At 70.5% G+C, this 26,021-nt stretch carries 26 protein-coding genes; 11 read left to right on the forward strand and 15 right to left on the reverse strand.

The annotated features are described in order from the left end of the window. Positions 1-185 (reverse strand): efflux RND transporter permease subunit (locus tag JWR33_RS08235; protein ID WP_297410948.1); only part of this gene is annotated, 185 nt, incomplete at its 3' end. Between the two features lie 129 nt (positions 186-314). Here JWR33_RS08235 and JWR33_RS08240 point away from each other — a divergent pair. From JWR33_RS08240 to JWR33_RS08255, 4 genes are all read left to right on the forward strand, one after another. Next, positions 315-1,133, forward strand: a complete 819-nt coding sequence (locus tag JWR33_RS08240) for a DUF4097 family beta strand repeat-containing protein (protein ID WP_297410950.1) — start codon at positions 315-317, stop codon at positions 1,131-1,133. After that, complete coding sequence (locus JWR33_RS08245; protein WP_297410952.1) at positions 1,130-1,723, forward strand: PadR family transcriptional regulator; 594 nt, start codon at positions 1,130-1,132, stop codon at positions 1,721-1,723. The genes JWR33_RS08240 and JWR33_RS08245 overlap by 4 nt, the downstream gene beginning before the upstream one ends. A 104-nt stretch (positions 1,724-1,827) precedes the next feature. Then, positions 1,828-3,981 (forward strand): APC family permease, encoded by a 2,154-nt coding sequence (locus JWR33_RS08250; protein ID WP_297410954.1) that lies wholly within the window; start codon positions 1,828-1,830, stop codon positions 3,979-3,981. Positions 3,982-4,015: 34 nt separating this feature from the next. After that, positions 4,016-4,933: an SMP-30/gluconolactonase/LRE family protein gene (locus tag JWR33_RS08255; RefSeq protein WP_297410956.1), complete on the forward strand. Its 918-nt coding sequence runs from the start codon at positions 4,016-4,018 to the stop codon at positions 4,931-4,933. On the opposite strand, the gene JWR33_RS08260 is transcribed toward JWR33_RS08255, so the two are convergent. Further along, a complete protein-coding gene (locus tag JWR33_RS08260) occupies positions 4,908-5,933 on the reverse strand; it encodes an alcohol dehydrogenase catalytic domain-containing protein (RefSeq protein ID WP_297410958.1) in 1,026 nt (341 codons plus the stop codon). The genes JWR33_RS08255 and JWR33_RS08260 overlap by 26 nt on opposite strands. Before the next feature lie 86 nt (positions 5,934-6,019). On the opposite strand from JWR33_RS08260, the gene JWR33_RS08265 reads away from it, so the two are divergent. Together JWR33_RS08265 and JWR33_RS08270 are read left to right on the forward strand one after the other, a co-directional pair. Continuing rightward, complete coding sequence (locus JWR33_RS08265) at positions 6,020-6,769, forward strand: GntR family transcriptional regulator (protein ID WP_297410960.1); 750 nt, start codon at positions 6,020-6,022, stop codon at positions 6,767-6,769. Positions 6,770-6,779: 10 nt separating this feature from the next. Then, positions 6,780-7,823 carry a beta-propeller fold lactonase family protein gene (locus tag JWR33_RS08270; RefSeq protein WP_297410962.1) on the forward strand — a complete coding sequence of 348 codons (1,044 nt, stop codon included), beginning with the start codon at positions 6,780-6,782 and terminating at the stop codon, positions 7,821-7,823. 22 nt (positions 7,824-7,845) lie between these two features. Here the strand turns inward: JWR33_RS08270 and JWR33_RS08275 are convergent, their stop codons facing one another. From JWR33_RS08275 to JWR33_RS08305, 7 genes are all read right to left on the reverse strand, one after another. Continuing rightward, positions 7,846-8,913 carry a Gfo/Idh/MocA family oxidoreductase gene (locus JWR33_RS08275; RefSeq protein ID WP_297410965.1) on the reverse strand — a complete coding sequence of 356 codons (1,068 nt, stop codon included), beginning with the start codon at positions 8,911-8,913 and terminating at the stop codon, positions 7,846-7,848. 39 nt (positions 8,914-8,952) lie between these two features. Then, positions 8,953-9,951, reverse strand: coding sequence for an ABC transporter permease (locus tag JWR33_RS08280; RefSeq protein ID WP_297410967.1), 999 nt, complete (start codon positions 9,949-9,951; stop codon positions 8,953-8,955). Next, positions 9,948-10,940, reverse strand: a complete 993-nt coding sequence (locus JWR33_RS08285; protein ID WP_297410969.1) for an ABC transporter permease — start codon at positions 10,938-10,940, stop codon at positions 9,948-9,950. Before JWR33_RS08285 ends, JWR33_RS08280 begins: the two co-directional genes overlap by 4 nt. Further along, complete coding sequence (locus JWR33_RS08290) at positions 10,937-12,442, reverse strand: sugar ABC transporter ATP-binding protein (RefSeq protein WP_297410972.1); 1,506 nt, start codon at positions 12,440-12,442, stop codon at positions 10,937-10,939. Before JWR33_RS08290 ends, JWR33_RS08285 begins: the two co-directional genes overlap by 4 nt. A gap of 118 nt (positions 12,443-12,560) precedes the next feature. Next, complete coding sequence (locus JWR33_RS08295; protein ID WP_297410974.1) at positions 12,561-13,652, reverse strand: substrate-binding domain-containing protein; 1,092 nt, start codon at positions 13,650-13,652, stop codon at positions 12,561-12,563. Positions 13,653-13,795: 143 nt separating this feature from the next. Next, positions 13,796-14,893 (reverse strand): Gfo/Idh/MocA family oxidoreductase, encoded by a 1,098-nt coding sequence (locus JWR33_RS08300; protein WP_297410976.1) that lies wholly within the window; start codon positions 14,891-14,893, stop codon positions 13,796-13,798. A gap of 33 nt (positions 14,894-14,926) precedes the next feature. Next, positions 14,927-15,940, reverse strand: a complete 1,014-nt coding sequence (locus tag JWR33_RS08305; protein WP_297410978.1) for an SIS domain-containing protein — start codon at positions 15,938-15,940, stop codon at positions 14,927-14,929. 61 nt (positions 15,941-16,001) lie between these two features. Here JWR33_RS08305 and JWR33_RS08310 point away from each other — a divergent pair, with 61 nt between their 5' ends. Both JWR33_RS08310 and JWR33_RS08315 read left to right on the forward strand, forming a co-directional pair. Then, complete coding sequence (locus JWR33_RS08310; RefSeq protein ID WP_297410980.1) at positions 16,002-16,742, forward strand: GntR family transcriptional regulator; 741 nt, start codon at positions 16,002-16,004, stop codon at positions 16,740-16,742. After that, positions 16,735-17,631 (forward strand): ROK family protein, encoded by an 897-nt coding sequence (locus JWR33_RS08315; protein WP_297410982.1) that lies wholly within the window; start codon positions 16,735-16,737, stop codon positions 17,629-17,631. Before JWR33_RS08310 ends, JWR33_RS08315 begins: the two co-directional genes overlap by 8 nt. Before the next feature lie 13 nt (positions 17,632-17,644). On the opposite strand, the gene JWR33_RS08320 is transcribed toward JWR33_RS08315, so the two are convergent. The 3 genes from JWR33_RS08320 to JWR33_RS08330 all read right to left on the reverse strand — a co-directional run bounded on the left by JWR33_RS08320 (position 17,645) and on the right by JWR33_RS08330 (position 21,161). Then, positions 17,645-18,562 (reverse strand): sugar phosphate isomerase/epimerase, encoded by a 918-nt coding sequence (locus JWR33_RS08320; RefSeq protein ID WP_297410984.1) that lies wholly within the window; start codon positions 18,560-18,562, stop codon positions 17,645-17,647. Beyond that, positions 18,559-19,758: a Gfo/Idh/MocA family oxidoreductase gene (locus tag JWR33_RS08325; protein ID WP_297410986.1), complete on the reverse strand. Its 1,200-nt coding sequence runs from the start codon at positions 19,756-19,758 to the stop codon at positions 18,559-18,561. The genes JWR33_RS08320 and JWR33_RS08325 overlap by 4 nt, the downstream gene beginning before the upstream one ends. Before the next feature lie 101 nt (positions 19,759-19,859). Further along, complete coding sequence (locus tag JWR33_RS08330; RefSeq protein ID WP_297410988.1) at positions 19,860-21,161, reverse strand: FAD-dependent oxidoreductase; 1,302 nt, start codon at positions 21,159-21,161, stop codon at positions 19,860-19,862. Between the two features lie 153 nt (positions 21,162-21,314). Here JWR33_RS08330 and JWR33_RS08335 point away from each other — a divergent pair, with 153 nt between their 5' ends. After that, on the forward strand, positions 21,315-21,512 hold the full coding sequence (locus JWR33_RS08335; RefSeq protein ID WP_297411000.1) for a DUF3073 domain-containing protein: 198 nt from the start codon (positions 21,315-21,317) through the stop codon (positions 21,510-21,512). Between the two features lie 54 nt (positions 21,513-21,566). Here the strand turns inward: JWR33_RS08335 and purM are convergent, their stop codons facing one another. After that, positions 21,567-22,664 (reverse strand): phosphoribosylformylglycinamidine cyclo-ligase, encoded by a 1,098-nt coding sequence (gene purM, locus JWR33_RS08340; RefSeq protein ID WP_297410990.1) that lies wholly within the window; start codon positions 22,662-22,664, stop codon positions 21,567-21,569. Between the two features lie 74 nt (positions 22,665-22,738). On the opposite strand from purM, the gene purF reads away from it, so the two are divergent. Further along, a complete protein-coding gene (purF, locus tag JWR33_RS08345) occupies positions 22,739-24,196 on the forward strand; it encodes an amidophosphoribosyltransferase (protein WP_297410992.1) in 1,458 nt (485 codons plus the stop codon). A gap of 23 nt (positions 24,197-24,219) precedes the next feature. On the opposite strand, the gene JWR33_RS08350 is transcribed toward purF, so the two are convergent. Both JWR33_RS08350 and JWR33_RS08355 read right to left on the reverse strand, forming a co-directional pair. Then, positions 24,220-24,528 carry a hypothetical protein gene (locus JWR33_RS08350; RefSeq protein ID WP_297410994.1) on the reverse strand — a complete coding sequence of 103 codons (309 nt, stop codon included), beginning with the start codon at positions 24,526-24,528 and terminating at the stop codon, positions 24,220-24,222. Continuing rightward, positions 24,525-24,905, reverse strand: a complete 381-nt coding sequence (locus JWR33_RS08355; protein WP_297410996.1) for a sterol carrier family protein — start codon at positions 24,903-24,905, stop codon at positions 24,525-24,527. The genes JWR33_RS08350 and JWR33_RS08355 overlap by 4 nt, the downstream gene beginning before the upstream one ends. Before the next feature lie 72 nt (positions 24,906-24,977). Between JWR33_RS08355 and purD the strand changes: the two genes are divergently transcribed. After that, positions 24,978-26,021 (forward strand): phosphoribosylamine--glycine ligase (gene purD / locus JWR33_RS08360; RefSeq protein ID WP_297410998.1); only part of this gene is annotated, 1,044 nt, incomplete at its 3' end.

Raw genomic sequence — 26,021 nt, forward strand, 5'->3', positions numbered from 1 at the left:
CCGTTCACCACCTCGGGCGACGCCCCCTGATAGGTGGTCACCACAGCGAGCCGGGGGAACGAGATCGACGGGATCAGCTCCTGCTTGAGCGCGGTGAGCGCGATGCCCCCGAAGACGGCCGCAACGATGGTGACGAGGGCGATGAGGGCGCGGTTGGTCAGGCTCGCGCGAGCCAGCAGATGCACCTGGCGATTATCGCCGACGCTGTCCGTGCGCCGGCCCGCCGGGCATCCTCGCTCCGCTCTTGCGGACCGGGAAGACACGATATAACGTGTCGTCGAGAACGCGATATATCGCGACCGAGAGGAATGCCCATGGCCGAGGAGAAGTGGCTCGTCACCGAGCCGAAGGTGCTCGACCTGTCGGTCGTGCACTCGCTCAAGGTGAGCCTCATCGGGGGCCGGATCGACGTGATCGGCACCGACGAGCCCACTGCACGACTCGAGGTCTCGGGAGTGAGCGGGCGGGAGCTCCTCGTGAAGCTGGAGGGGACGTCGCTCGAGATCGACCACCCCCAGCTGCGCTGGGACAACTTCCTCGACGTGTTCCGCTCCTACGCCGGCAAGGCCAGCGCCACGGTGAGCCTCCTGCTCCCCCGCACGGCGACGGTGCGCCTCGGAGTGATCGGCGCTGACGCACTCGTGAGCGGCATGCGCACGGACGTCCGGCTCAACAGCGTCTCCGGCGACCTGATGCTCGACGCCAGCGAGGGCGACGTGGAGCTCAACAGCGTGAGCGGAGCTCTCTCCGTGCGTGGGCACCGGGGCGGGGTGTCGGTGCGCACCGTCTCGGGCGAGGTCGCGGCGAGCGGCGATCTCCGCTCCTTCTCCTGCGAGGGCGTCACCGGGGACGTCTTCATCGACACGGCCGGCGTGCCCGAGCGGGTCGAGACCAACACGGTCAGCGGCCGCACGACGGTCCGGCTGCCCGCCGGCGCTCCCGCACGCTTCACGGTGAACACGGTGAGCGGCACGGCCCAGCTCGACGACCAGGTGTTCCGGGGACTGCACGGGCGCGGCCAGAACGTCACGTCGGGCGACCTCTCCGGGCTCTGGACCGATGTGCGCTGCAACTCGGTCTCCGGCGACATCATCGTGGTGCACTCGGTGCCGAGCACGGAGGGAGTGGCGTGATCTCCGTGTTCGGGCACGGCCGCTTCCGCCTGTACCTCCTCGCCCTGCTGGAGGAGCGCCCCCGCCACGGCTACGAGCTCATCCAGGCGCTCGAGGAGCGCTCCGGCGGCACCTACTCCCCCAGCGCCGGCACCATCTATCCCCGCCTCGCCAAGCTCGAGGAGGAGGGCCTGGTGGCCCGGGACACCGACGGCCGCCGCACCGTCTACTCGATCACCGATGCCGGGCGCGAGGAGCTCGACCGGCGCAGGGGGGAGCTGGGATCCATCGAGGAGGAGCTCACCGACTCGGTGCGCCGCATCGCCGACGAGGTGCGCTCCGGAGTCGATCAGGCCATGCGGAGCCTGCGCGCGGAACTCGCGGCGGCGGCCAGCACCGCCAAGGCGGAGCCGCGACGGGCCTCGTCCGGCCCGAGCGACTCGGGACGGGCCCTCCGCGACGCCGATGTCGCCCTCACCGACTTCCGCCAGCGGCTCCGCGGGGATCTCCGCGCCGCGAGCGCTCGGGGCGAGGTCCCTGCCGAGCTGGTCGCGCACCTCGAACAGCGGCTCACCGAGGTTCGGGCCGAGATCGTCGCGCGCCTGCCCTGACCCGAGCGGGGGCGCCGGACGGCTGCCTTCCCCGGAATTCCGGGCAAAAGACCGGCCGAAAGGGTGCCTTGACAGTGCTCCCGCCGAGAGTACGATCGTCCCCCGTGACTCAGCCGCCCCCTGTCGAGGATGCCGAGACGGGAAGTTCCGTCAAGCGGTGGCTCGTCGGCGAGAAGCTGCCGAGCGACAAGCTCGAGGGCCAGCTCCTGCCCAAGCATCTGGCGCTGCCGATCTTCGCGAGCGACCCGCTCTCCTCCGTGGCCTACGCGCCGCAGGAGCTGCTGATGATCCTGCTGATCGGCGGGCTCGCATTCCTCAGCTTCGCGCCGTGGGTGGCCGCGGCGGTCGTGCTGCTGCTGGTCGTGGTGGTCGCCTCCTACCGGCAGCTGATCAAGGCGTACCCGTCCGGCGGCGGCGACTACGAGGTGGCGAGCAAGAACCTCGGCGAGAAGGCGGGCCTCGTGGTCGGCTCCGCGCTCCTCGTCGACTACGTGATGACCGTGGCCGTGTCCGTGGCCAGCGGCGTGGACAACATCATCTCCGCGATCCCGCAGCTCGCCCCGATCCGGATCGAGCTCGCCGTGATCTTCGTGCTGGCGCTGGCGGCAGTGAATCTCCGCGGCGTCCGCGAGTCGAGCAAGGCCTTCGCGATCCCCACCTACGTCTTCGTGTCCAGCGTGTTCCTCATGGTCGTCGTGGGGATCGTCCGCACGATCGCCGGGGACGCACCCGTGGCGGAGTCGGCGGAATTCAGCGTTCGTGCGGAACAGGTCAGCCAGGCGGCCTTCGTCCTGCTGCTGCTGCGCGCCTTCTCCAGCGGCTGCTCGGCGCTCACCGGCGTGGAGGCGATCTCCAACGGCGTCCCCGCCTTCCGCCGACCCAAGGTCAAGAACGCGCAGACCACGCTCGTGCTGATGGGCGGCATCGCGATCGTGCTGTTCGCGGGCCTCGTGACCCTCGCGCTGATCTCGGGAGTGCACTACGCGGAGGATCCCTGCAACCTGCGGGGCTTCCAGGACTGCGAGACCGCGCCGCAACGCAGCCTCATCGCCCAGATCGCCTCGTCGGTGTTCGGCAACAACTCCATCGCGTTCTATGTCATCCAGGCGGCGACCGCAGCCGTCCTGCTCCTCGCCGCCAACACCGCGTTCAACGGCTTCCCCCTCCTCGGTGCGGTGCTCGCCAAGGACGGCTACGCGCCGAAGGCCCTCAACACCCGCGGTGACCGCCTCATCTTCTCCAACGGAGTGGTGGCGCTGGCCCTCGCGGCCGTGGTCATCCTGCTGGTCTACCGGGCGAACGTGACGGCGCTCATCCAGCTGTACATCATCGGCGTGTTCGTGTCGTTCACGCTGGGGCAGAGCGGCATGGTGCGGCACTGGCTGCGGGAGCTCCGCAGGCCCGGCGCGCACGTGGCATCGATCCTCTCGTCGCTCTCCATCAACGCCTTCGGCGCGGCGCTCACCGCCATCGTCCTGGTGGTCGTGACGATCACCAAGTTCACCCACGGGGCGTACCTCGTCTTCCTCATCATGCCCGTGCTGTTCGTTCTGATGCTCGGCGTGAACCGCTACTACCGGGACGTGGAGAAGGAGGTCGAGGTCGACCCCGTCACCACCTTCGGATCCCAGGGCGACCACGCCATCGTGCTGGTGGGCCGGATGCAGAAGCCGGTGCTGAAGGCCCTCGACTACGCCATCGCCGCTCGGCACGAGAGCCTCGAGGCGGTGCACATCTCCATCGACGACGACGCCACCGACCGGCTCGAGCGGGAGTGGCGCAAGCAGAACATCAAGGTCCCGCTCTGCATCCTGCGCTCCCCCTACCGGGACATCGGCTGGCCGCTGGTCAAGTACATCCGCAAGCACCAGGAGGTCAACGGCGGCGAGATCGTCACCGTGTACCTGCCCATCTTCATCGTCGGACACTGGTGGGAGAACCTCCTGCACAACCACAAGGCGCGGCGCATCCGGCAGAAGCTGATGCTGCAGCACGGCGTCTCGGTGGCCCTGGTGCCCTGGCTGCTCGACTCCTCCGACCTCATCTACGGCCGCCGCAGCCGGCCGATCCCCGGGCAGGAGCGCCGAGGCGAGCCGGTTCGCCCGGTGCCGCGTCAGCCCCTGCAGCCGGCGAGCGCGGAGGCGAGGCGATCGGCGACCGCCACGGCCAACGCCGTGCGGCCGAAGGACCCGGACATCGAGACCGTGCGCCAGATCCCCAAGAACAAGCGCACCTCCCGCGCGGAGCGCAAGGGCTGACCAGCAGCTTCCTGGCGCCCCTACTCTCGGACCGATGACGAGCGAGACCTCAGTACGCAGCCTGGGCGACGAGCGTGCCCAGCTGGGCGAGTCCCCCCTCTGGTCGGCAGACACCCAGACTCTCTACTGGCTCGACCTGCTGCGGCCGACGCTGCACTCCTGGAGCGAGACGGCGGGCCCGTCGGCCCGCCCCCTCGGCCTGCATGCGCCGCTCGGCCCGCTCGTCGCGCTTCCCGAGCCCGGCCGCGCCATCACCACGGACCCGAACGGCGTCTACGCCGTGGAACTCGCGACGGGCGAGACCCGGCTGGTCGGGTCACCGCTCGAGCACACCCGCGGCGTGCACGTGAATGACGGCAAGACGAACCGGGACGGCAGCCTCTGGCTGAGCACCTCGGACGACGCCGAGACCCGCGGGCTCGGCGCGCTCTACCGCGCGCTGCCCGGCACCGACAGCTTCGACCTCCGCGTGATCGACGCCGGCTTCGCGGTGGGCAACGGGCCGGCCTTCAGCCCCGACGGTTGCACCCTCTACTTCGACGACACCGCCGCCCGGCGGGTCCTCGCCTATCCGCTCGAGGGGGACGAGGTCGGCGAGCCGGTCACGCTCATCACCGTGCAGGACGGGCACCCCGACGGGCTCACCGTGGACGCCGAAGGCTGCCTCTGGCTCGCGATCTGGTCCGGTTCCCGGGTGGCCCGCTACTCCCCGGAGGGTGAGCTGATGCGGGAGATCCCTCTCCCCGGGCTCAACGTCTCGAGCGTCACCTTCGGCGGCGCCGATCTCGGCACCCTCTTCGTCACCACCGCCTGGAAGGGCATGTCCGACGAGGAGCGGCAGCGCATCCCCGGCTCCGGCGGCGCCTACGCCGTGGACGCGGGCGTGCGCGGCATCGCGGAGACGCCCTGGAACCGGCCCGGCCTCGCTAGGCCTGAGTCACGGCGGTCTTGATGCCCTCACCCGCCTGTGCGGCGGCGAAGGCCTGCTGCCAGTCCTCGATGGGCACGGTCCGGGTCACGAGCGGCCCGAGCTGCACGCGGCCCTGCTCGAGGAGGAGCATCGCCCGCCGCCACGACACCGGCGTGGAGGCGAACCCACTGGAGACGACGAGCTCCTTGTAGAGGATCTGGTCGACCGGGAGGGAGACATCCCGCCCGAAGATGCCGACCTGAACGTACCGCGCTCCGCGCTTGGCGGCGCGCAGCGCTGCGGCCGCCCCAGGAGCGCTGCCGGAGCATTCGATGACCACGTCGAACGCCTCGGCGGGCGCGCTCTCCGTGGTCGTGCGGATGCCCAGGCTCTCGGCGACCGCGAGCCGCTCGGCGTCCTTCGGCAAGCCGGTGAGGAGCACATCCCCGCCCTCCGCCCTGGCCACCTGTGCCGCCAGCTGTCCCATTGCCCCCGGACCGGTCACGAGGACGGCGTCTCCTGCGCTCACGACAGCAGGGTCGAGCAGGCAGTGGGCGACGCACGCCAGCGGCTCCGCGAGCACTCCGTCGAGTTCGCCGAGACCCTCAGGCAGCCGGTGCAGGTTGAGCACGGGCACCCGCACGAATGCCGCGAAGCCGCCGTCCTCGAAGGACCCGAGCGAGCGGCGATTCGGACAGAGGTTGCGGCGCCCGGCCCGGCACCAGTCGCAGCGTTCGCAGGCGGAGTAGTAGGTCTCGCAGGCCACGCGGGCGCCCAGCCACCCGCTGTCACCGTCATCCCCGACCTCGATCACTGTCCCGAGGATCTCGTGCCCCATCACGACGGGCGCCTCGTAGGCGTACTCGTCGTGCGCGATGTGCACGTCGGTCCCACAGATGCCCGTCGCGATCACCTGCACGAGAGCCGTTCCCGGCAGAGCCGCAGGCACGGGCAGCGATGCCAGCTCGACGCCCTCCGCTCCGGGGCCGACCTTGAGGACGGCGAGCATCGCCGCCGGCATCAGCACTCCTGTGTGAGACACTCGGGCATCCTCTCCTGGACCGGTTCTGGTGTCCGGTAAAGTACCAGCTTTTGTATCATTGTCCTGACAATCCGGAAGGCGCGACGATGACCGTGAGCACCCGCGAGCTGTTCCGGAACCTGGACCGCGGCGGACCCGTACCGCTCTACTTCCAGGTGTCCGAGCAGCTGCGCGCCGCCATCCGCGGCGGCATCCTGCCGCCCGGCTCACGGATCGAGAACGAGGTGAAGCTCGCCGACGACCTCGGCATGTCCCGCCCGACGATCCGACGGGCGATCCAGGAACTCGTCGACCAGGGTCTCCTGGTCCGGCGGCGCGGAGTCGGCACGCAGGTGGTGATGGGGCCGATCGCCCGGGAAGTCGAGCTGTCCAGCCTGCACGACGACCTCGTCAAGAGGAACCGCCAACCGAAGACGGACGTCCTCCTGCACGAGCTGACCCCCGCAGGCGATGAAGCCGCGGAGCAGCTGGGCATCGAGCCCGGCACCGAAGTGCTGCACATCCGGCGACTGCGGTACGCGGACGATGTGCCCTTCGCCCTGCTGGCGAATCACCTGAGCCCCGAACTGGCCGACCTCAGCCGGGAAGCGCTGACCGAATCGGGTCTCTACCAGCTGCTGCGCGAGCGAGGGGCGACGATGCGGGTCGCGAAGCAGACCATCGGCGCGCGCGCCGCCACCGCGGAGGAAGCGGGGCTGCTCCACGTGCCGCCCGGCTCACCTCTGCTCACGATGGCGAGGACGCTGTACGACGACTCGGGCCACCCGGTCGAGTACGGTCTGCATTCCTACCGGCCCGACCTGTACTCCTTCCATCTCACGGTCGTCGAGAGGTAGGGCCGGCGCCGTGCGGGGATCGAACCCGCGGCATCTCTTCCTCGGCTGCTACACCGAGGGCACGCAGGAGGGCCGCGGCACCGGCATCGCGGTCTATCGTCTCGACGACGACGGCGCGCTCAGCGGCGACCCGCTGGTCGTGCCTGCGGCCAGCCCATCGTTCCTGGCCCTCGCCCCCGATCGCCTCTTCGCGGTCCATGAGGAGCTGCGCGGAGGGGTCTCCGCCTTCGAGCGCTCCGGGGGAAGCCTCACGGCGCTCCAGACGGTGCCGACGGGAGGCGCGGAGCCGTGCCACCTCGTGCACGACGCGGCCGGCGGGCGGCTGCTCGTCACCAACTACGGCTCGGGAAGCGTCGCCAGCGTGGGGATCGGTGACCTCGGCGCCCTCCGGTCCGCCGAGGTGATCGAGTTCCCTCCCGGACGCGGGCCTGTGCCGGAGCGCCAGGAGGGGCCCCACGCGCACCAGTTCGTGCCGGCCGAGACGGGGAGCGGCGCCTGGCTCGTCGCCGATCTGGGCGGGGATCGGCTGTTCGAGTACCGCTCCTCCGGGTCAACGCTGGAACTCCTGGGAGAGCACCCGCTGCCCCCCGGCTCGGGCCCGCGGCACATGGCCTGGGCGCGCGGGGCGCTGCTCGTGGGTGGCGAGCTGGACTCCCGGCTGCACGTCCTGCGCAGGGCGGGCGGAGTGCTGAAGCACGAGGGGTCGGTGCTCACCCACTTCGGCCAGGACGGCACCGAGAGCTACCCGTCGCATCTCGAGGTGGCGCCGCACGGCCGAGTCGCCTACCTCGCCAACCGCGCCCGCGACACGATCGCCGTCTTCGACCTCGAGCCGCTGGACCGCGGCGACACGCCGGCGCTGGTGCAGGAGGTGCCGTCGGGGGGGCTCTGGCCCCGCCACTTCGCACTGCACGGCGCGCGGCTGTACGTGGCCAATCAGCGCTCCCACGAGGTGACCGTGTTCGCGGTCGCCGATCCGGCCACCGGGCAGCTCGATCCAGAGCCGGTGCAGCGGGTGGCGACAGGGTCTCCCGCCTGCGTGGTCCTCGCCTAGCCGGCCCGCCGGCGCCCGTCGCTCACCGCTGGCCGGCGAGGCGTACGAGGGCGTGGGTCTCCACGCTGCGGATGGCCGCCTCCACGATCGCGTGGCCGGCCCGCGACATCCCTGCCGTCAGAGGAGGGTCGAGCGGGCGGCCGTCGCGCAGGTGCGCGACGAGGTTGGCAAGAGCCGTGCGATCCTCCGGGGCGGGCTGGTCCACCGGCACGGTGGCGATGCCGTCCGCCGTGTGGACGGTCACCGTGGTGTCGTAGTCCCAGCTGCTGATGCTGCCCTCTGTGCCGTTCAGCACGAAGCCGCAGGAGGGCTGGGGCTGCTGCGTCCACGGGTCGGTGAAGGTGCCCCACCGCGTCTGGGATACCGAGAGACCGCTGTCGTAGTGGCCGATGACCACCGCCTGCTCGTCCACCTCGAGCCCCTCCGCCCCCCAGGCCGCGGCCGTGACACCCCACGGCATCTCCCCGTCCCGGTACCAGGTGCCGAGCGTGGCCGCATAGCCGAAGTAGTCGCGGAGGCTGCCTCCGCCCGCCGCCCGCGAGTACCACCAGCTCTCGGCCTTGTCCGCCGTCGTCGGGGTCAGCTCGATCTTGCCGTGCGAGTGATAGAGCGGGCCCCGGTTCCCGCCGTAGTAGTGGACCTGCTCGATCCGCCCGATGGTCCCCTCGGCAGCCACCCGCTTCGCGGTCCGGTGCGAGGCGATCCAGGCCTGCGGCCAGTTCACGGCGAGGACCACGCCCGCCCGCTCGGCCGCGGCCACCATGCGGTCGGCCGCCTCGAGGGAGTCGGCCATCGGCTTCTCGAGGATGATGTGCACCCCCGCGGCCGCGAGCCGCTCCACCCACTGCTCGTGCTCGGCGGTGGTGCTGCAGACGAAGGCGATGTCCGGCTCCGCCTCGAGGAGCCGGTCGAGTTCCGTCGCGACGGGGACGTCCAGGTGCAGGTCGGCGAGCACCGCCCGAGGCCGGTCCTCGGAGCGGTCGAGTACCCCCACCACATCGGTGAGCGGGTGCTCCATCGCGGTGGCCAGCTCATCGCCGATGTGCATGTGGTCGAAGCCGACTCCCACCACCCGGTAGGTCTTGCCCATCCGATTCCCTCTCTGTTGCTGCGCGCGATGCGGATCCGTTCAGTCCGCCCGCTGCCCCGTCACCCGGACGTAGAACCAGGCCAGCGCGAGCACGATCGCGCCGTAGATGATCTGCCGCACGGCGTCGCTCGTCTCCAGTCCGAGCAGGAGCCGGTTGAGGACGGTGAGGATCAGTGCGCCGACGATGGTCCCGCCGAAGCCGCCTGTCCCACCGAGGATCGACGTGCCGCCGATGACGGCCGCCGCCACCGAGGGAAGCAGGTAGGAGTTGGTCTGGTCGGGACCGACCGAGCCGCTGATGCCGGAGAACATCAGCCCCGCCAGCGCGGCGAGCAGCCCCGCGATCACATAGACGGCGATCAGCACCTGCCACGAGCGGACGCCGGCAAGTCGGCCGGCCGACTCGTTGTCGCCGGTCGCGTAGATGGAGCGCCCGAGCCCGGTCCGCCCGAGCCCGAGGATCAGGATCGCGGCGACGAGGGCGAGCACGATGCTGTTGAGGGGGATCGGGCCGAACAGGGTGCCGCCGCCGACCGACTTGACCAGCGAGAGGATGGTCGTGGAGCCGGAGAGGAATCCGTCGCCCACGATGCCCACGGTGATCACGCCCACCAGGACGCTCGACATGCCGAGGGTCATGATCAGCGGATTGACCCGGAAGACCCCGACGCCGATGCCGTTGATGAGCCCGATCGCGCCGCCGACCAGGAACGCGAAGCCGAGCGAGGCGATCGGACCGAGCCCCGCATTGTTCGCCGAGACGTAGGCCGCGAAGTTCGCGATCATGGCGGCGGACAGGTCGATCCCGCCGGTGAGCATGCACACGGTCTGCACGGCGGCGAGGATCGCGAGGGGGCAGGCGAGCAGCAGCACCGAACGGATGCCCTGCGGCGCGAAGAGAGTGGGGTCCTGGACTCCCGTGATCACGTAGAGGATCGCCAGGACGACCAGGAGGGCGATCACGGGCTTCTCCGCCATGATCCGGGCGGTGCGCTGTCCGCGGCTCTCCCCCGTGGGGGCCATGGTCGCTGCCGTCATGCGCTGCGCCTCCTCAGCTGAACGTACCCGCCGAGCATCACGACGAGGATGAGGATCACGCCGCGCGCGATCTCCGACAGATTCGGGTCCCAGCCGAAGCCGAGCATGATCGCGGGGATGAGGCTCAGCACCATCGCGGCGAGGACGGGCCCGAGCAGCCCGCCGGTTCCGCCGATCAGCGCGACGCCGCCCAGCACCACCGCCGCGACGCTGCTGAGCAGTGCGGCGAGGCCGATGGATGCACGTGGCTCGCCGCTGCCCGTGAAGGCGGTCGTGACGATTCCGGCCAGGCCGACGAACACCCCGGAGAGCGCGTAGGTGCGCATCCGGGTCGCGGCCACACTGACACCGGACAGGTAGGCGGCACCGCGCTGGCTCCCGATCGCATAGGTGGCGATGCCCCAGCGGGAGCGCTTGAACGGCAGCCAGATCAGCACGAGTGCCAGGGTCAGCCAGATGACGGCCGGCAGCGGCTCCGAGAAGCCTCCCACGATCAGCGGCTGCAGATCCGCGGCGATGCCGCCGCCCGGCGCCGGCAGCACGACCAGGGTCGATCCGGCGATGACGAAGCTGATGGCGAGCGTGACGATGATGTCCGGAACCCCGGACACGGTGATGACGTAGCCCATCACGGCCGAGATCACGGCGCACAGGGCGACCACCGCGATGCCGATGAGCACGCAGGTCAGCAGATCCTGACCCAGCATGAACTTGGCGCAGACGCAGTTGGCGAAGACCATCAGGGCCCCCACCGACATGTTGATGCCGCCGGAGATGACGACGACGCCCTGGGCCATGGCGAGGAACGCGAGCGCCATGCTGCCCGCGATGATGGTGCGCAGCTCGAAGCCGCCGAAGGTCGGGATCTGCACGATCCGGACGACGAAGAGCACGGCGAGGAGCACCACAACACCGGCGAGCCAGCCGTGCCTGCGGCGCAGCCGGGTGGCCGCGCCGGTGGGCCGCGGGAGGGGGGTGAGCACGGTCATCGTCCGGCCTCCTGGGAGTCGGGTACTGCTGGCGTGCCCGGGATGAGGCCGTGCGCGGCCGACAGCAGGGCTTCGTCCCCGGCATCGGCGGGAAGCTCGGCGACGATCCGGCCGCGGTAGAGCACGACGACGCGGTCCGCGACGAGAGCGACCTCGCGGAGCTCGCTCGTGTACATGAGGATGGCGGCACCGCTCTCGGCCAGTTCGGCGATGAGGTCGTAGATCTGGTGCTTGGTGCCGATGTCGATGCCGCGGGTGGGGTCGAAGAGCAGCAGCGTGCTGAAGCCGGCGGTGAGCCAGCGGCCGATCGTGAGCTTCTGCTGGTTGCCGCCGGACAGGCGCTTCGCCTGTGCCGCGGCCCTCGTGTCGATCGACATCCGGGTGATCGCGTCGTGGGTCTTCGCCCGGACCGATCGCATCGGGATGGGGCCCCACGAGCGGAGCCGCCGGTAGAGGGTGAGACCGAGGTTCTCCTCGATGGAGCGCTGGGGAAGGAGCGCGAGGGCGCGGTCGGAGGGCACCAGAGCGATTCCGCGGGCGATCGCGTGCGCGGGGTGGGAGGCGGAGAGGGGGCGGCCGTCGACCAGGACCTCGCCCGATTCGAACCTGCGGTCGCCGGCGAGGGCCTCGAACAGGACGTCCTGGCCTTGACCCTCCAGCGCCACCACCCCGACGACCTCGCCGGGCTTCACGTCGAAGGTGACGTCGTCGAGCTGCCTGCCCGCTCCGACCCCGCGCACCTCGATCCGCGGGGCGACCGCCGAGAGATCGCGCGGGGACCGCCGCACCTCTTCGCGCACGAGCTCCGCTGCCTCGCCGAGCATGGACTGGACGATGCGCGCCTCCCCGCCCTCGCGGGGCACGAAGCTCGCGACATCGCGTCCATCCCGGAACACGGTGCACTTGTCGCAGTGGGTGACCACCTCCTCGAGGCGGTGGGAGATGAAGAGGACGGAGCCGCCGGCGGCGGTCTGCCGCTGCATGACTTCGAACACGCGCTGGGCCAGGTCGGTGGGCAGCGCCGCCGTGATCTCGTCGAGCACCAGCAGGCGGGGCTCATGAGCGAGGGCGCGAGCCAGGTCGATCATCCGCAGGAAGGGCAGCGGGAGGTCCCCGGCGTTCTCCCGGAGGTCCAGACCGGCCATCCCCATCTCGTCGAGAGCCGCCGTGAAGCGATCGATGGGCGTGCGTGTGAGGACGAGATTCTGGCGGAGAGTGAGGTCGGGAAGCAGAGAGGGGTCCTGGTAGACCGAGGCGATCCCGGCGCGGCGTGCCCGCTCCGGCGAGGAGAACCGGACAGGCGCGCCGTCGAGAGCGAGTGAGCCGCTCGAGGCCTGGATGACTCCGGTGAGGATCTTGACGAAGGTGCTCTTGCCGGCCCCGTTCGCTCCCAGGAGGGCGTGCGCCTCTCCGGGCGCGACGCTGAGGTCGGCCGACCGGATCGCCACCACGGGGCCGTAGCTCTTCGCGATCGCCGTCGCGGTCAGAAGGGGTTGTGCCATGGGTTCCTCGGATGATCTAGCGACGCGGGTTGGCTGCTGTCCCCCACGCGGTGTGGGGGACAGCAGCCGATGCATCCGTTCGGACGGGAAGCGAAGGGTTTCGGACCCCGGCCTCAGATCACTCGCCCGGGCCCTTGCAGCTCTTCAGCTGCTCGGGCGTGAACGTGGTCTGACCCTCGATCTGGAACGTCGCGTTGTAGAGCGCGTCCTGGTCGGGGTCGTACGAGGCCTTCATCTCGTCCATCCCGGTCTTGGCGTCGATCACGCGGGGCGTGAGGATGGTCTGCTTGTCGACCGTCTCCCCGGCGAGCGCCCGGATGGCGATGTTCGCACCGACGCCGCCGATGATCGCCGGGTTGGTGATGTAGGCGCCGGGAGCGCCATCGATCAGCTGGCCGAGGAAGGCGTTCGTCTCCTGGCCGGTGACAGGCACCGGGTCCACGCCTGCGGTCTCGAAGGCGTTCACCACGGTGTAGTCGGTGCCGCTCGTCCAGACGCCCTGGTACTTGCCTGCGGAGAACTCCTGCACGGCGATCTCGCCGCCCTTGGTGTAGTCCCAGCCGGTCCACACCTCCTTGTAGGTGATGTCCGGGAAGTCCTTCAGCGCCTCCTGCACGCCCGCGTCACGATCCGTGTCGGCCGGGACTCCCTCGATGCCGCGCATGTAGAGGAACTTGCCCTTGCCGCCCATCGCCGTGAAGAGCCACTCCGCGTTCATGCGGCCCCACTCCTTCTGGTCGTTGACCGCGATGTAGGCGTCCGGGTCGGTCACCGGGCTGTCGACAGCGACCACCACGATGCCCTTCTTCTCCGCCTCGGCGATGATCGGGTTGAGCTTCTCGCGGTCGGCCGGGTTCAGGATGATCGCGTTCACACCCTGCGAGATGAGGCTCTGCAGATCCTGGATCTGCTCGGTCGGTCCGCCGTTCTTGGAGATCGCGATGACCTTGGAGACCTTGCCGCTGGCCAGCGCCTCCGCCTTGACCGAACAGATCATCTCTTCGCGCCAGCCGTTGCCGGCGAGGGTGTTGCTCACTCCGATGACGTAGTCGGCGGCCTCGGAGCCGCCGGTTCCGGTGCTGGAACCGCCGCCGCCCGAACCGCCGCCGCTCGAGCCGGAAGCACATCCGGTGATGACCATCAGGGACGTGGCGGTGAGTGCACCCAGGGCGAGCAGTCGGCCCGACCTGGTACGCGTGAACTGCTTCATTGCTGCTCCTTTGCAGAGGCCCGGGGGGCCCGGACGAGATGGCGGGACAGGCCCGTCACTTCACCATACTGGCTGTTCGGTTGTCCGGACATTTGACCGGAAACCGTGTCACGGTCGTGACCTTCTTGGCCGGATGCGGCCGCTCATTCGGCTCGCGGATGGAGCCACAGGTCGACGGGACGGGCGACCTCCGGCGCATCGAACGGGAGCGCGACGCGGCGCCCCGTGCCCGCCGAGTGGTATCCCGCGAGCAGGAGCTGGAGGGCGAGCCGGCCGTCCTCGCCTGTCGCGTCGGACTCCTCCCTGCCCAGCACCACTCGACAGAAGTGCTCCAGCTCCTGGGGGAAGCCGTAGTTCCAGAGCTCCTCGAACACCGGGTAGGTCCAGCCCACCGTCGTCGGCGCCTTCTCGACGGCGTAGTCGAAGCCGGTGGCCGAGAACGTCGGCAGGGCGTTGCCCATGTGCAGGTTGGCGATGGTCAGGCCCTGGTCGCCGTAGACCTCGACCCGATCGTCCATCCCGCCCTGTCGTGCCCAGCTGTCCTCCACATGGCCCACCGCTCCGCCGGCGAACTCCACGATCGCGAAGGTGTGATCCTCGCCCCGCGTGCGCTCCCCGTGCACGTACGTCCCCATCTGCGCCGTGATGGTCAGCGGCTCTGGCCGGCCGAGGAACCAGTGGCAGAACGACAGGCCATGGCATCCCATGTCCATGAACACGCCGCCTCCGGAACGGTCGATGTCCCAGAACCAATCGGCGTGCGGACCGAAGTGCATCTCGGACTGCTTGACGAGATACACCTTGCCGAACGCACCCTGATCCGCCATCTGCTTGGCCTTCACGTACTTGGGAGTGAAGAACAGCTCCTCCGCGTAGAAGAGGTGGACGCCGTTGCGGCGGCACGCCTCGATCATCTCGTCGCACTCGGCGAGAGTCATGGCCATCGGCTTCTCGACGACGACGTTCTTGCCGGCGTTCGCCGCGTCGACAGTGATCTGGCAGTGCAGCTTGTTCGGAGCGGTGATGGTGATCAGCTCGATCTCGGGATCCTTCAGCATCTCCCGATAGTCCGTGAACGCCTTCGGGATCCCGTAGCGGGCGGCCAGCTCGGCGGCGTTGCCGGCGGTGGGCGACGCGACCGCGACGACCTCGCCGTGCTTCCCCATCGCGATGGAGGCCGCGTGGATGTCGGCCTGGAACTGCGAGCCGACGATGCCGATCTTGACGGTGCGCTCAGTCATCTTTCGCTGATCTCCTTCTGGGGTCCGGATCCACTAGGTGCGCGCCGTCCCGTAGTAGGCGTCCACCCAGTCGGGCTTGTCGATGTTCCGTCCGCGAGCGATGCCGAGCGCCGAGCTCAGCGCAAGAGCGGCCGGGAAGCCGAGAATGGGGAGTTCGAGGGCCGTCGCCTCCCCGAGGGGCAGGCGCAGCACGGCCGCCCCGCGGCCCCCGCAGATGCGCTCGGCCTCTGTGCCGAGATCCTCGCGCGCGTGCGAGAGCACGAGCGATTCGGCGTCGAGGGCGTACATGCCTGTCGTCGCCGCCTCCCGGGCCTCCAGCCCCTCTATGGTGAGCCCGGCGACCTCCTTGAACACGAGCGCGGTCTGCAGGGCGGCCGACCAGCCGGCGCCGGCGGCGAACGCGATTCCGGTCCGGCGGTTCCCGATGTCCCCCAGCACCGTCGGCGCCCACGCTGACGCCACGGCCAGTTCCGTGTCCATCCGGTCCGCGAGCGTCGCCGTGTCGACGTCGAGCGGGCGTTCGGCCACCGCCTGCCAGAGCAGGTACCCCGTCAGCACGTTCGCGACATAGGACTGTGTGTGGGTCACGGCCACCTGGGAGCGCACCGGCACGTCCACACGGGCGGTCGCCGCCGAGCCGAGGGTGGAGTCGGGGGTCGCGGTGATCGCGATCCACTCCTCCGGCATCCGGCGGGCGTGCACTGCCGCGACCAGGTCCCGCAGCTCGCCTGACGTCGAGAAGATGATCGGGACGTCGCCCTCCCGCCAGGTGAAGCCGCCCGCCGCGATGATGCCGGCCGGTACCGCGACGACGTCCATGGCCGGAGACGGCGCGCTCCGCGCGGCGGACTCGAGCGCGAGCGCCGAGTAGAAGGCCGCGCCGTTGCCCGTTGGCACGAGGCGCCGCGCCCCTCTGGCGATGCCAACGGCCGATTCGCCTCCCGGCGAGCCGAAGCGCTCGATGACCTCGCGCAGTGTCTGGGGCATGCCGAGGGCATCAGCCCACAGCCGGCTTCCTGAGAGCTGCGGCACGGAGTCGGTCGACACCTGCAGCACGCTACTGGTATTGTTCCGGTCTGGCAATGGTGCGTGCTGGTATGGTCTTTCCATGGCTCTGCTCGCGGCCCCGTCCGCGCTCTACCTGCAGGTCGTCGCCGCCATCAGCGCGGACGTGCGGGGAGGCGCCTTGAGGCACGGCGACCGCCTGCCGGGCGAGCGCGAACTCGCCGAGCGGTTCGACGTGAGCAGGGTGACGATCCGTCGGGCGCTGGCCGAGCTCGCGTCGGCGGGACTGATCGAGTCGAAGCCGGGACGCGGCAACTTCGTGACCAATCGGGTGCTGGGAGAGTCCGCCAACTCGCTGATGAGCTTCTCCCAGATGGGGGCCGAGCGGGGATTGACGGCGACTGCGCGCGTGCTCGATCTGCGGATCCGTGGCGCCTCGCTGGACGAAGCAGATCTTCTCCTCATCGCACCAGGGGCGCCGGTGTTCGAGCTCCGCCGCGTGCGCATGCTCGATGCGCTGCCCGTCTCGATCGACCACAGCAGGCTTCCGGCGGAACGGGTGCCCGGCATCGACGGCGTCGACTTCTCCACCGCCTCTCTCTATTCGACGATGGAGGGGCTCGGCTGCGGGCCGAAGCGCGCCGACTACACCGTGCGGGCAGTCGCGGCTGACGAGGGCTCCGCAGCCCACCTCGACGTGGCGATCGGCGCACCGCTGCTGACCACGAGCACCCGGAGCTTCGACGCCGACGGACGGATCGTCGAGCTTGGCGAGATGATCTATCGGGGCGACCGCTACCAGTTCCGGGCGAGCCTCATCCGGTCCGGGGGAAGCGATGACTGAGCTGCGCGCAGTGGGGTTGGACGTGGGCGGGAGCTCGATGCGCGCGGCCGAGAGCGGCGACGCGGCGGCGGCGATTCGGGCTCCGGTCAGCGCGGCGACGACGCTCGCCGAGTTCATCGAGGCCGCCGGCGGGCTCCTCGCCGCCGTCGACCCGGGGGGCGCTGCGACCGTCGCCGTCGCGCTGCCCACGTTCGTGAAGCCCGACGGCACCCTCCTCGACTGCCCGTCCATCCCCGCCCTGACCGGAGTCCGGCTCGCCGCGCTGATGGCCACGGAGCTCGGCCGCTCCGAGCCCCTGCTCGTTCCCGATCTCGCCGCGGCGGTCGTGGGGGAATCACGCCACGGCGTCGGGCTCGGAGTGGACTCCTTCCTCTGCGTCGCGCTCGGCACGGGCGCGAACGCGGCGGCGACCCGCGGCGGCCGCGTGGTGGACACGGCCTTCGGGTGCCTCGGTGATGCCGGTCACGTGCTGGTGGAGCCGGACGGGCCGCGCTGCTCGTGCGGCGGGCGCGGCTGCCTCGAGGCCGTGGCCTCGGGCTGGGCGCTTGCCCGGGAGGCCCGGGTCATCGGTCTGCGCACAGGCGAGGACCTGACGGTCGCCGCGGAGCAGGGGCGCGAGGACGCGGCCGCAATCCTTGACCGCGCGGGCGTCGCCCTCGGGCGAGCGGTGGCGAGTTGGAGCGCTCTGCTCTGGCCGGAGGTGGTCGCCGTGGCGGGGGGCGTCTCGGCGGCGGGAGAGCGGCTGCTCACCCCGGCTCGCCGGGAGCTCGCCCGCGTCGGAGTCCCCTACATCGCCGAGCGGGTCACGATCGTGCCGGCGACCCTGGGGGAGACGGCGACGCTGGTCGGCGCCCTCTGCCTCGCGGAGGATGCCGCACGGGCGACCTGACCGGCGCCCGGGTTCAGTGCACGAGGGGCCGGAGGTTGTCGCGCGCGATCTCGAAACCGCGCCGCACCGCACCGACGGAGCCCTCGAACGCTCGGTCCTCATGCTCGACGGACAGCACTCCGTCGTAGCCCACGCGGTAGAGCGCCCCGAGGAACGCATTCCAGTCCACTTGGCCGAGGCCGCAGATCCGGGGAATCTGCCAGCCGACGCCGAGGCTCAGAGCGCCGTGCTCGTACAGCCCGTCCGCATCGATCTCGAGATCCTTGGCGTGCACGTGGAAGATCCGGCTGCCGAACTCGCGCACCACCCGGGGCGCGTCGATGAACTGCCACACCAGGTGGGAGGGGTCGAGGTTCAGCCCGAAGTTCGCGTCGGGGAGGATCTCGAACATCTGCCGCCAGATGCTCGGCGAATACGCGAGGTTGTTGCCGCCCGGCCACTCATCGCCGCTGAAGATCATCGGGCAGTTCTCGATCGCGATCTTGCGCCCGTGGTCCGCGGCGAAATGCACGAGGTCCGGCCACACCTTCCCGAACTGCTCGAGGTTCGCATCCACCGGCTTCCCCTTGTCCCGGCCGACGAACGTCCCCACGACCTCCACGCCCAGCAGCTCGGCCGCTCGGATCACCCGGCGCAGATGCTCTCGGGCCGCCGCGGCGGCCGCCTCGTCCGGGTCGAGGGGATTCGGGTAGTAGGCGAGAGCGGAGATCTCCAGGCCGCGAGCCTGGAGCGAGTCGACCACGCGGTTCGCCTCACCCTGGTCGAGGCTCTCCACATCGATGTGCGATGTGCCCGCGTACCGGCGGGAAGGCCCGGACGCGGCCGGCCAGACCGCCACTTCCAGGGCCTGGAAGCCATTCCCGCCCGCCCAGTCGGCGACCTCGTCCAGGGAAAGGGTGGGGAATGCGGCGGTGAGCAGGCCGAGCTTCATCGGTTGTCGCTTTCTGCTGGACGGGAAGGGGCGGACGGGGAGGCGGCCTCGACCGCCGTCCACGACCCGGAGTGTGCGCTCGCGAGGATCGCGTCCATGATGAGCGCGTCCTGATGGCCGTCGTCGAAGCTGGCGAAGGGGACCTGAGGGGCCGTCCCGGCGCCGGACTGGGCCACCACGGACTCGTACACCGCGCGGTGGAGGCCCTTGAAGCTGCTGGCGAACCCCTCGTTGTGCCCGCCCGGCAGGAAGGCCACCGAGGCGGCGGCGGGCGACAGCAGCGAGGGATCCCGCGCCAGGAGCTGGTTCGGCTCGTGGCGATGCCCCAGCCAGAGCTGCTCGGCGCTCTCGCTGCTCCAGGCGAGAGCGCTCGACGAGCCGGCGATCTCGAACTCGACCGAGTTCTTGTGTCCCATGCTGACCTGCGAGATCACGAGCGCGCCCCGGGCGCCGTTCTCGAAGCGCACGAGCAGGGCGGCGGCATCGTCGGTGCGAATCTCGACCGGTTCGGTGGGCGCGCCGCTCGTGCTCGCGAAGGTCTCGACCGGACCGGTCGGACGCTGCCGGACGGGCAGAAACGTCATCAGGTCGGCCATCACGTGGGTGACTCGTGCTCCGGTCACGAAGGAGAGAGTGTCGAGCAGGTGCGAGCCGATGTCGGCAACCGAGCGGAGCGGCCCGCCCGCCTCGCTCTCGATGCGCCAGTTCCAGTCGGTGCTCTCGGCCAGCCAGTCCTGGCGGTAGGAGCCCGTGATGAGGCGGAGGTCGCCGAGGTCGCCGCGCAGCACTCGCGACCGCGCCTCCGTGACCTGCGGGTAGAAGCGTGCGTTGTAGTTGACCGCCGCGACTCGCCCGCTGGCACGGGCCAGCCCGGCGAGTTCGGCGGTCTCGGCCGAGCTCATCGCCAGCGGCTTCTCGCACACCACGTGCTTGCCCGCGAGGAGCGCCTGCTTGGCCTGATCGAAGTGCGCGTGATTGGGAGAGGCGATGTGCACGACGTCCACCGCGTCGTCACCGAGCAGCTCCGCGAGGTCCCGGTACACCCTCGGCACCCCGAGCTCGTCGGCGACCGGCTGCGCGCGGCCAGGGGCAGAGCCGAGCAGGCCGACGACCTGGGCGCCGAGCCGGCGGATGGCCTCCACGTGAACGCGGCCGATGAAGCCGGTGCCGACGACGGCAGCCCGAAGATCACTCACTCGCCGGATTGCCGCCACGCTGCACGCTCCGTCTGCTCCGGTGGCCGATCGACTCCGACCCTCCACGGCAATTATGTACTTTTGTCACTACATAGGAACCCTCAGTCGTCGGCGAAGAACCGGGCGAGGATCGACACCGCGTCCTTCTCCTCCTCGCGGCGATTCGAGACGGGCACCTCGCCCGTGGCAGGACGGAAGCTGCCACGGGCGCGCGCCGGCTGCGGCGGCAGGCCGGACTCCGCCGGCGCCTGACGCCCCTGACGGGGAGCGGACTGCGGCCCCGGCTGAAGCGCGGGCTCGGGCAGGGGCTCCGGTGCAGGCTGCGGGAGCCGGTTGCCGATCGCAGCGAACACCTGGCGGGCCACGACTCGGCCCGCGCGATTCGCCCCGACCGTGCTCGCCGTCGGTCCATAGCCCGCGAAGAATATGCGCGGGTCGCGCTCGGCCGCACCGGTCGCCACCACGATGCCGCCCTCCTTCTCGTGCAGGTGCAGCGGGCTCAGATGCCGCACATCAGGTCGGAAGCCGGTCGCCCAGACGATCGCGTCGATGGGCTCGCGGGAGCCGTCGGGCCACACGACCGCGTCCTCCTCCAGCCGCGAGAACATCGGCCTGGCGTCGAGAACGCCGCGCGCGATGCCGGCCGCGATCCGCCGCGTCTTCGGCACACCGGTCCCGCTCACGATGCTCGGCAGGGCGCGTCCGGAGCGCGCGGCGGCGTCCTGCGCCGCGACCGCCGTGACGGCGTCCTCCAGGCTCAGCGTGCCGTGGTCCATATAGTCCACCGGCCGCCGGGTGGCCCAGAACGTCTTCTGCGCGACCCCCTCCAGCTCGAGCAGGAAGCCGATCGCCGACGTGCCGCCGCCCACCACCAGCACTCGCTGCCCGCGGAAGTCCTCCGCCGCCGAATAGGTGGCCGTGTGCACCTGCTGACCGCGGAACTGCTGGAGGCCCGGGTAGTACGGCACGAACGGCGCCCCCCAGGTCCCCGTCGCGTTCACCACCGCCTGCGCCACGATGTCGCCGGTCGTGGAGCGCAGCACCAGATCCGCCCCTCGGTCGAAGACCGCCGTCACCTGAGATGGCCGGCGCACCCGCAGATCGAAGAACTCCTCGTAGCGGGCGTAGTACTCCACCACCACATCGCGAGCCGGGCGCGACCGGTCGGCCGAATCGAAGCTGAGATCCAGCGCCTTCATGTTCGGGAGATCGTGCACCCGGTGCGCCGAGCCGAGGCGCAGGGACTCCCAGCGGTTCTGCCAGGCGCCGCCTGCCAGCGGACCACGATCCAGCACGAGAAAGTCGCTGCCCGCGCGCATCCCCAGGCGCTGCAGGTAATACGCCACCGAAAGCCCGGCCTGACCGGCCCCGATGACCACGACGGAAGCGGATTCGTCCGGCACGTGACCTCCCTCCGCGAGGCGCAGATCGCGGCACCCCCCACACCCATCGTGCCTCATTCGCCCCGTGCTAAAGTAGCGGCGAGTTTTCACAACCCTGTTGAGTACCGCCGCGCATCTGCATGGCCGGCGAAGAATGGTGAGGGGGTCACGCATATGGGGCGCGGCCGTCAAAAAGCTAAGCACACCAAGGTTGCTCGGGAGTTGAAGTACTTCAGCCCGGACACCAACTACGACGCGCTCGAACGTGAACTCACCGGACACGACCACCTCGACGACCAGCGGGTGCCGGATCTGGACAAATGGGCTGAGTACGTCGAGGACGACGGGACTCAGGGGCGCTCTGCCGTCTGAGATCCCCGCTGACGCCACGAGCGGCGATCAGGGATCTGCGCCGCTGCGCGCTGCCTATCGGGGATAGTCGCCGGTCAGGCGGACTGCCCCACCCTGGACGCCCTTCGCATTCTGCTCGAAGGCGGCGAGGTCGCGTGCGCTCGTCGAGACGATGCCGGCGCGCCAGGTCGGGATCCCGTCCCCGGTCAAGGCGGTGATCGCCTCGTCCGCGATCTCCGCGCTCACGACCGCGATCATGCCGATCCCCAGGTTCCAGGTGCCCTCGGCCGCCTCCAGGGGCATGCCGTGCAGGTCGGCCAGGATGCGGAAGACCGGCGCAGGCGACCACGACGAGCGCTCCAACTCCGTCCAGGCGCCCTGCGGCAGCACTCGCGCCAGGTTCGCAGCGATGCCGCCCCCCGTCACATGGCTGAGAGCGTGCACGCCCGGGCCGAGCCGGGCGTCCCCCAGCAGGCGGAGCAGCGGGCTCGTGTAGAGGCGGGTCGGCTCGAGCAGCGCCTCCCCCACCGGGCCGAGCTCGGCCAGCGAGTCGGTGTAGCCGATGCTCCGCTCGGCCAGGATGTGCCGCACCAGCGAGAAGCCATTGCTGTGCAGACCGCTCGAGGCGAGGGCGAGCACGACATCGCCGTCACGGACCCGTTCCGGCCCGAGCACCGCATCGGCCTCGACCGCGCCCACCGCGGCGCCGGCGACGTCGTAGTCGTCGGGGCCGAGGAGCCCCGGGTGCTCCGCGGTCTCGCCGCCAACGAGGGCGGTGCCGGTCTCGGCGCAGGCGCGCGCGATGCCGGCCACGATGTCCGCGATCCGCTCCGGCACCACCTTGCCGCAGGCGATGTAGTCGGTGAGGAAGAGCGGCCGGGCGCCGACGACAACGATGTCGTCGACGACCATCCCCACCAGGTCCTGCCCGATCGTGTCGTGCTTGTCGAGGGCCTGCGCGATCGCGACCTTGGTGCCGACGCCGTCGGTGGAGGAGGCGAGCAGGGGACGCCGGAAGTCGCGGAGGAACGACACGTCGAACAGTCCCGCGAAGCCTCCGACGCCGCCGAGGACCTCCGGACCATGCGTCCGGGAGACGGCCGACTTCATCAACTCGACGGCCAGATCGCCGGCCGAGGTGTCGACGCCCGCCTCGGCGTATTTGTTGCTCACGACTCGATCCCCCTGGCGGCATGGCAGACTTGCTCGGTAAGCCCCCAACTCTATGGTCTGGAGCCCTGCCCGGAATGTGTGGCATCGTCGGCGTCGTCTCGTCCAGACCGGTCAATCAGCTCGTCTATGACAGCCTGCTTCTGCTGCAGCACCGTGGGCAGGACTCGACCGGCATCGCCACCACCGAGGGCAGCACGCTGCACATGGTCAAGGCCCGCGGTCAGGTGCGTGAGGCCTACCGCACGCGCGACATGCGGTCGCTCCCGGGCACGATGGGCCTCGGCCACGTGCGCTATGCCACCCAGGGCACGGCGGCCAACGAGGAGGAGACCCAGCCCTTCTACGTGAACGCGCCTTACGGCATCGTCCTGGTGCACAACGGCAACCTCACCAACACCCGGGAGCTCACCGACGAGCTGTACCGCATCGACCGGCGGCACCTCAACACGTCGTCCGACACCGAGCTGCTCATCAACATCCTGGCAACCGAGCTGCAGACCCAGATCTCCGGGTCCGACCTCGACCTGGACCAGGTGTTCACGGCCGTGTCGCGGGTCCACGAGCGCGTGGAGGGCTCCTACGCGACGATCGCCCTCATCGCCGGTCACGGGCTGCTCGCCTTCCGCGACCCGTACGGCATCCGGCCGCTCGTGCTCGGGCGCCGTCCGCTCGGCTTCGTGGGGTTCGAGTGGATCGTCGCCTCGGAGACGGTGGCGCTGGAGAGCCAGGGCTACGAGGTCGTCCGCGACGTGGATCCCGGCGAGGCGGTCTTCATCACCATGAGCGGCGAGCTGCACACCCGGCAGGTCGCGGCGGCCCCATCACTGGTTCCCTGCGCCTTCGAGTACGTCTATCTGGCCCGGCCGGACTCCGTCATGAACGGCATCTCGGTCTACGAGGCGCGACTCCGGCTGGGTGATCGCCTCGCCGACACGGTGGCGAAGTACACCCCGCTCGGCGACATCGACGTGGTCATGCCCATCCCCGACTCCTCCCGGCCGGCTGCGATGCAGGTGGCGCGGAAGCTCGGTATCGAGTACCGAGAGGGCTTCTACAAGAACCGCTACGTCGGTCGCACGTTCATCATGCCCGGGCAGTCCGAGCGCAAGAAGTCGGTGCGGCAGAAGCTCAACGCCATGGGCAGCGAGTTCCGGGGCAAGAACGTGCTGATCGTCGACGACTCCATCGTGCGCGGCACCACCTCGAAGGAGATCGTGGACATGGCGCGCCTCGCGGGCGCCAACAAGGTGACCTTCACCTCCGCCGCTCCCCCGGTCCGCTTCCCCCACGTGTACGGCATCAACATGCCGTCACGGCGGGAGCTGGTGGCCTACGACCGCAAGATCCCCGAGATCGCCCAGGAGATCGCCGCCGACCACCTCATCTACCAGGAGGTGGCGGACATGCAGTCCGCCATCCTGCAGGGCTCGAGCGTGACCGACCTGGAGAAGAGCTGCTTCGACGGCCGCTACATCACCGGCACGGTCACCGAGGAGTACCTCCGCTGGGTCGAGGCGACGCAGCTCAGCTGACCTCGGCCCGCGGGCTGCGCGGTCTACGGCCGGTCGGGCTCCACCGTGACCTCGTGCTCGGCAGACAGCACGCGGGTGCGCCGGGACAGCACCCGATCGAGCACGAGCGCGACGACCGCGCCGAGGGCGCCTCCCGCGATGGCGCAGATCAGCAGCAGGAAGCCGAAGACCTGGCTGGCCGGGAACTCGCCGTTCGCGGGGAACGCCAGCGTGAGCAGGAGCGCGACGACCGCGCCCAGCGCGGCGCCGGTGAGCAGGAAGCTGAGGATGCGCGGCGCACGGCGCACGTGCACCTCATCGCGCCCTGCGCGCGGAGCCTCGGGACCGGTCATTCCGCCCTCCCCAGGGCCGCGACGGGGGGCAGCGGCACGAAGCCCTCGAGGTCGGCGCGGGTGCCCGACGCGTGCACTCGGGCGCCGGCCATCGCTTCGCTCCAGGTGAGGCTGCCTGCGGCGAGCGCGAGCCACGTCGCCGGATCGGTCTCCACGACGTTCGGCGGTGTGCCGCGGGTGTGCCGGGGACCGGGGATGCACTGCACCGCTCCGAACGGCGGCACGCGCACCTCCACCGTGTTCCCCTCGGCGCGCTCGGCGAGGAGCTGCAGGGTGTACCGCACGGCGGTCGCGATGCTGGAGCGGTCGGGCTCCGGGGCGAGCGCGGCGAGCACGGCCGGCTCGCCGACCTCCGCGCTGATCCTCGCCCGTGCCACGCTTCCACGGTAGCCGTTCCGCGCACCCCCCACGGTCGGGTCCGGGACGACTCACCCCGCTAGCCTGGAGTCGTGCGGATCCTCGTCCTCGGTTCCGGCGCGCGAGAGCACGCCATCGTCGATGCCCTCCTGGCCGATCCGGACGGGCACGAGGTGATCGTCTCGCCCGGCAACGACGGCATCGCCACGGTGGCCCGCTGCCTTCGCTTCGGCGACATCACCGATCCCGAGGCGGTGGCCTCCTGGGTGGCGGACAACCCCGTCGACCTGGTCGTGATCGGGCCCGAGGCGCCGCTCGTGGCGGGCGTCGCCGACGCACTGCGGGAACGCGGTGTGCCCGTGTTCGGGCCCGGACGCGCGGCGGCGCGGCTGGAGGGCAGCAAGACCTTCGCCAAGCGGGTGATGGGTGAGGCGGGCGTTCCCACCGGGCGGGCGATCCGCGCCGCCACCTACGCGGAGGCCGTCGCCGCGATCGACGAGCTGGGCGCACCCCACGTGGTGAAGGCGGACGGCCTCGCCGCCGGCAAGGGCGTGCTCGTGACGGAGGACCGGGCGGCGGCGCTCGAGCACGCCGAGCGCTACCTCGAGGAGGGCTCGGTGCTTATCGAGGAGCACCTCACCGGACAGGAGGTGTCGCTCTTCTTCCTCGCCGACGGCTCGCATGTGCTCCCGCTCGCCCCCGCCCAGGACTACAAGCGGCTGGGCGATGGCGACGCCGGACCGAACACCGGAGGCATGGGCGCGTACTCGCCGCTGCCCTGGCTCGACGACGCGTTCGGCGACGAGCGGGCCTTCGTGCAGCGGGTGCTCGACACCGTCGCACTGCCGGTCGTGCGCCAGCTCGACTCCGAGGACACGCCCTTCATCGGCCTGCTCTACTGCGGTCTCATCCTCGACGGCACGGACATCCGGGTGATCGAGTTCAACGCGCGGTTCGGTGATCCGGAGACCCAGGTGGTGCTGCCCCGGCTGCAGGACCCCCTCGGCCGGCTGCTGTTCGCGGCGGCGAGCGGCGAGCTCGGCGGACGGGAGTGGCCGCGGTTCTCGTCCGACGCCGCGGTGGGCGTTGTCCTCGCGAGCGAGGGCTATCCGGAGGCCCCAGTGCTCGGCCGCGCC

The sequence above is a fragment of the Naasia sp. genome (assembly GCF_025465545.1).
Lineage (GTDB): Bacteria > Actinomycetota > Actinomycetes > Actinomycetales > Microbacteriaceae > Naasia.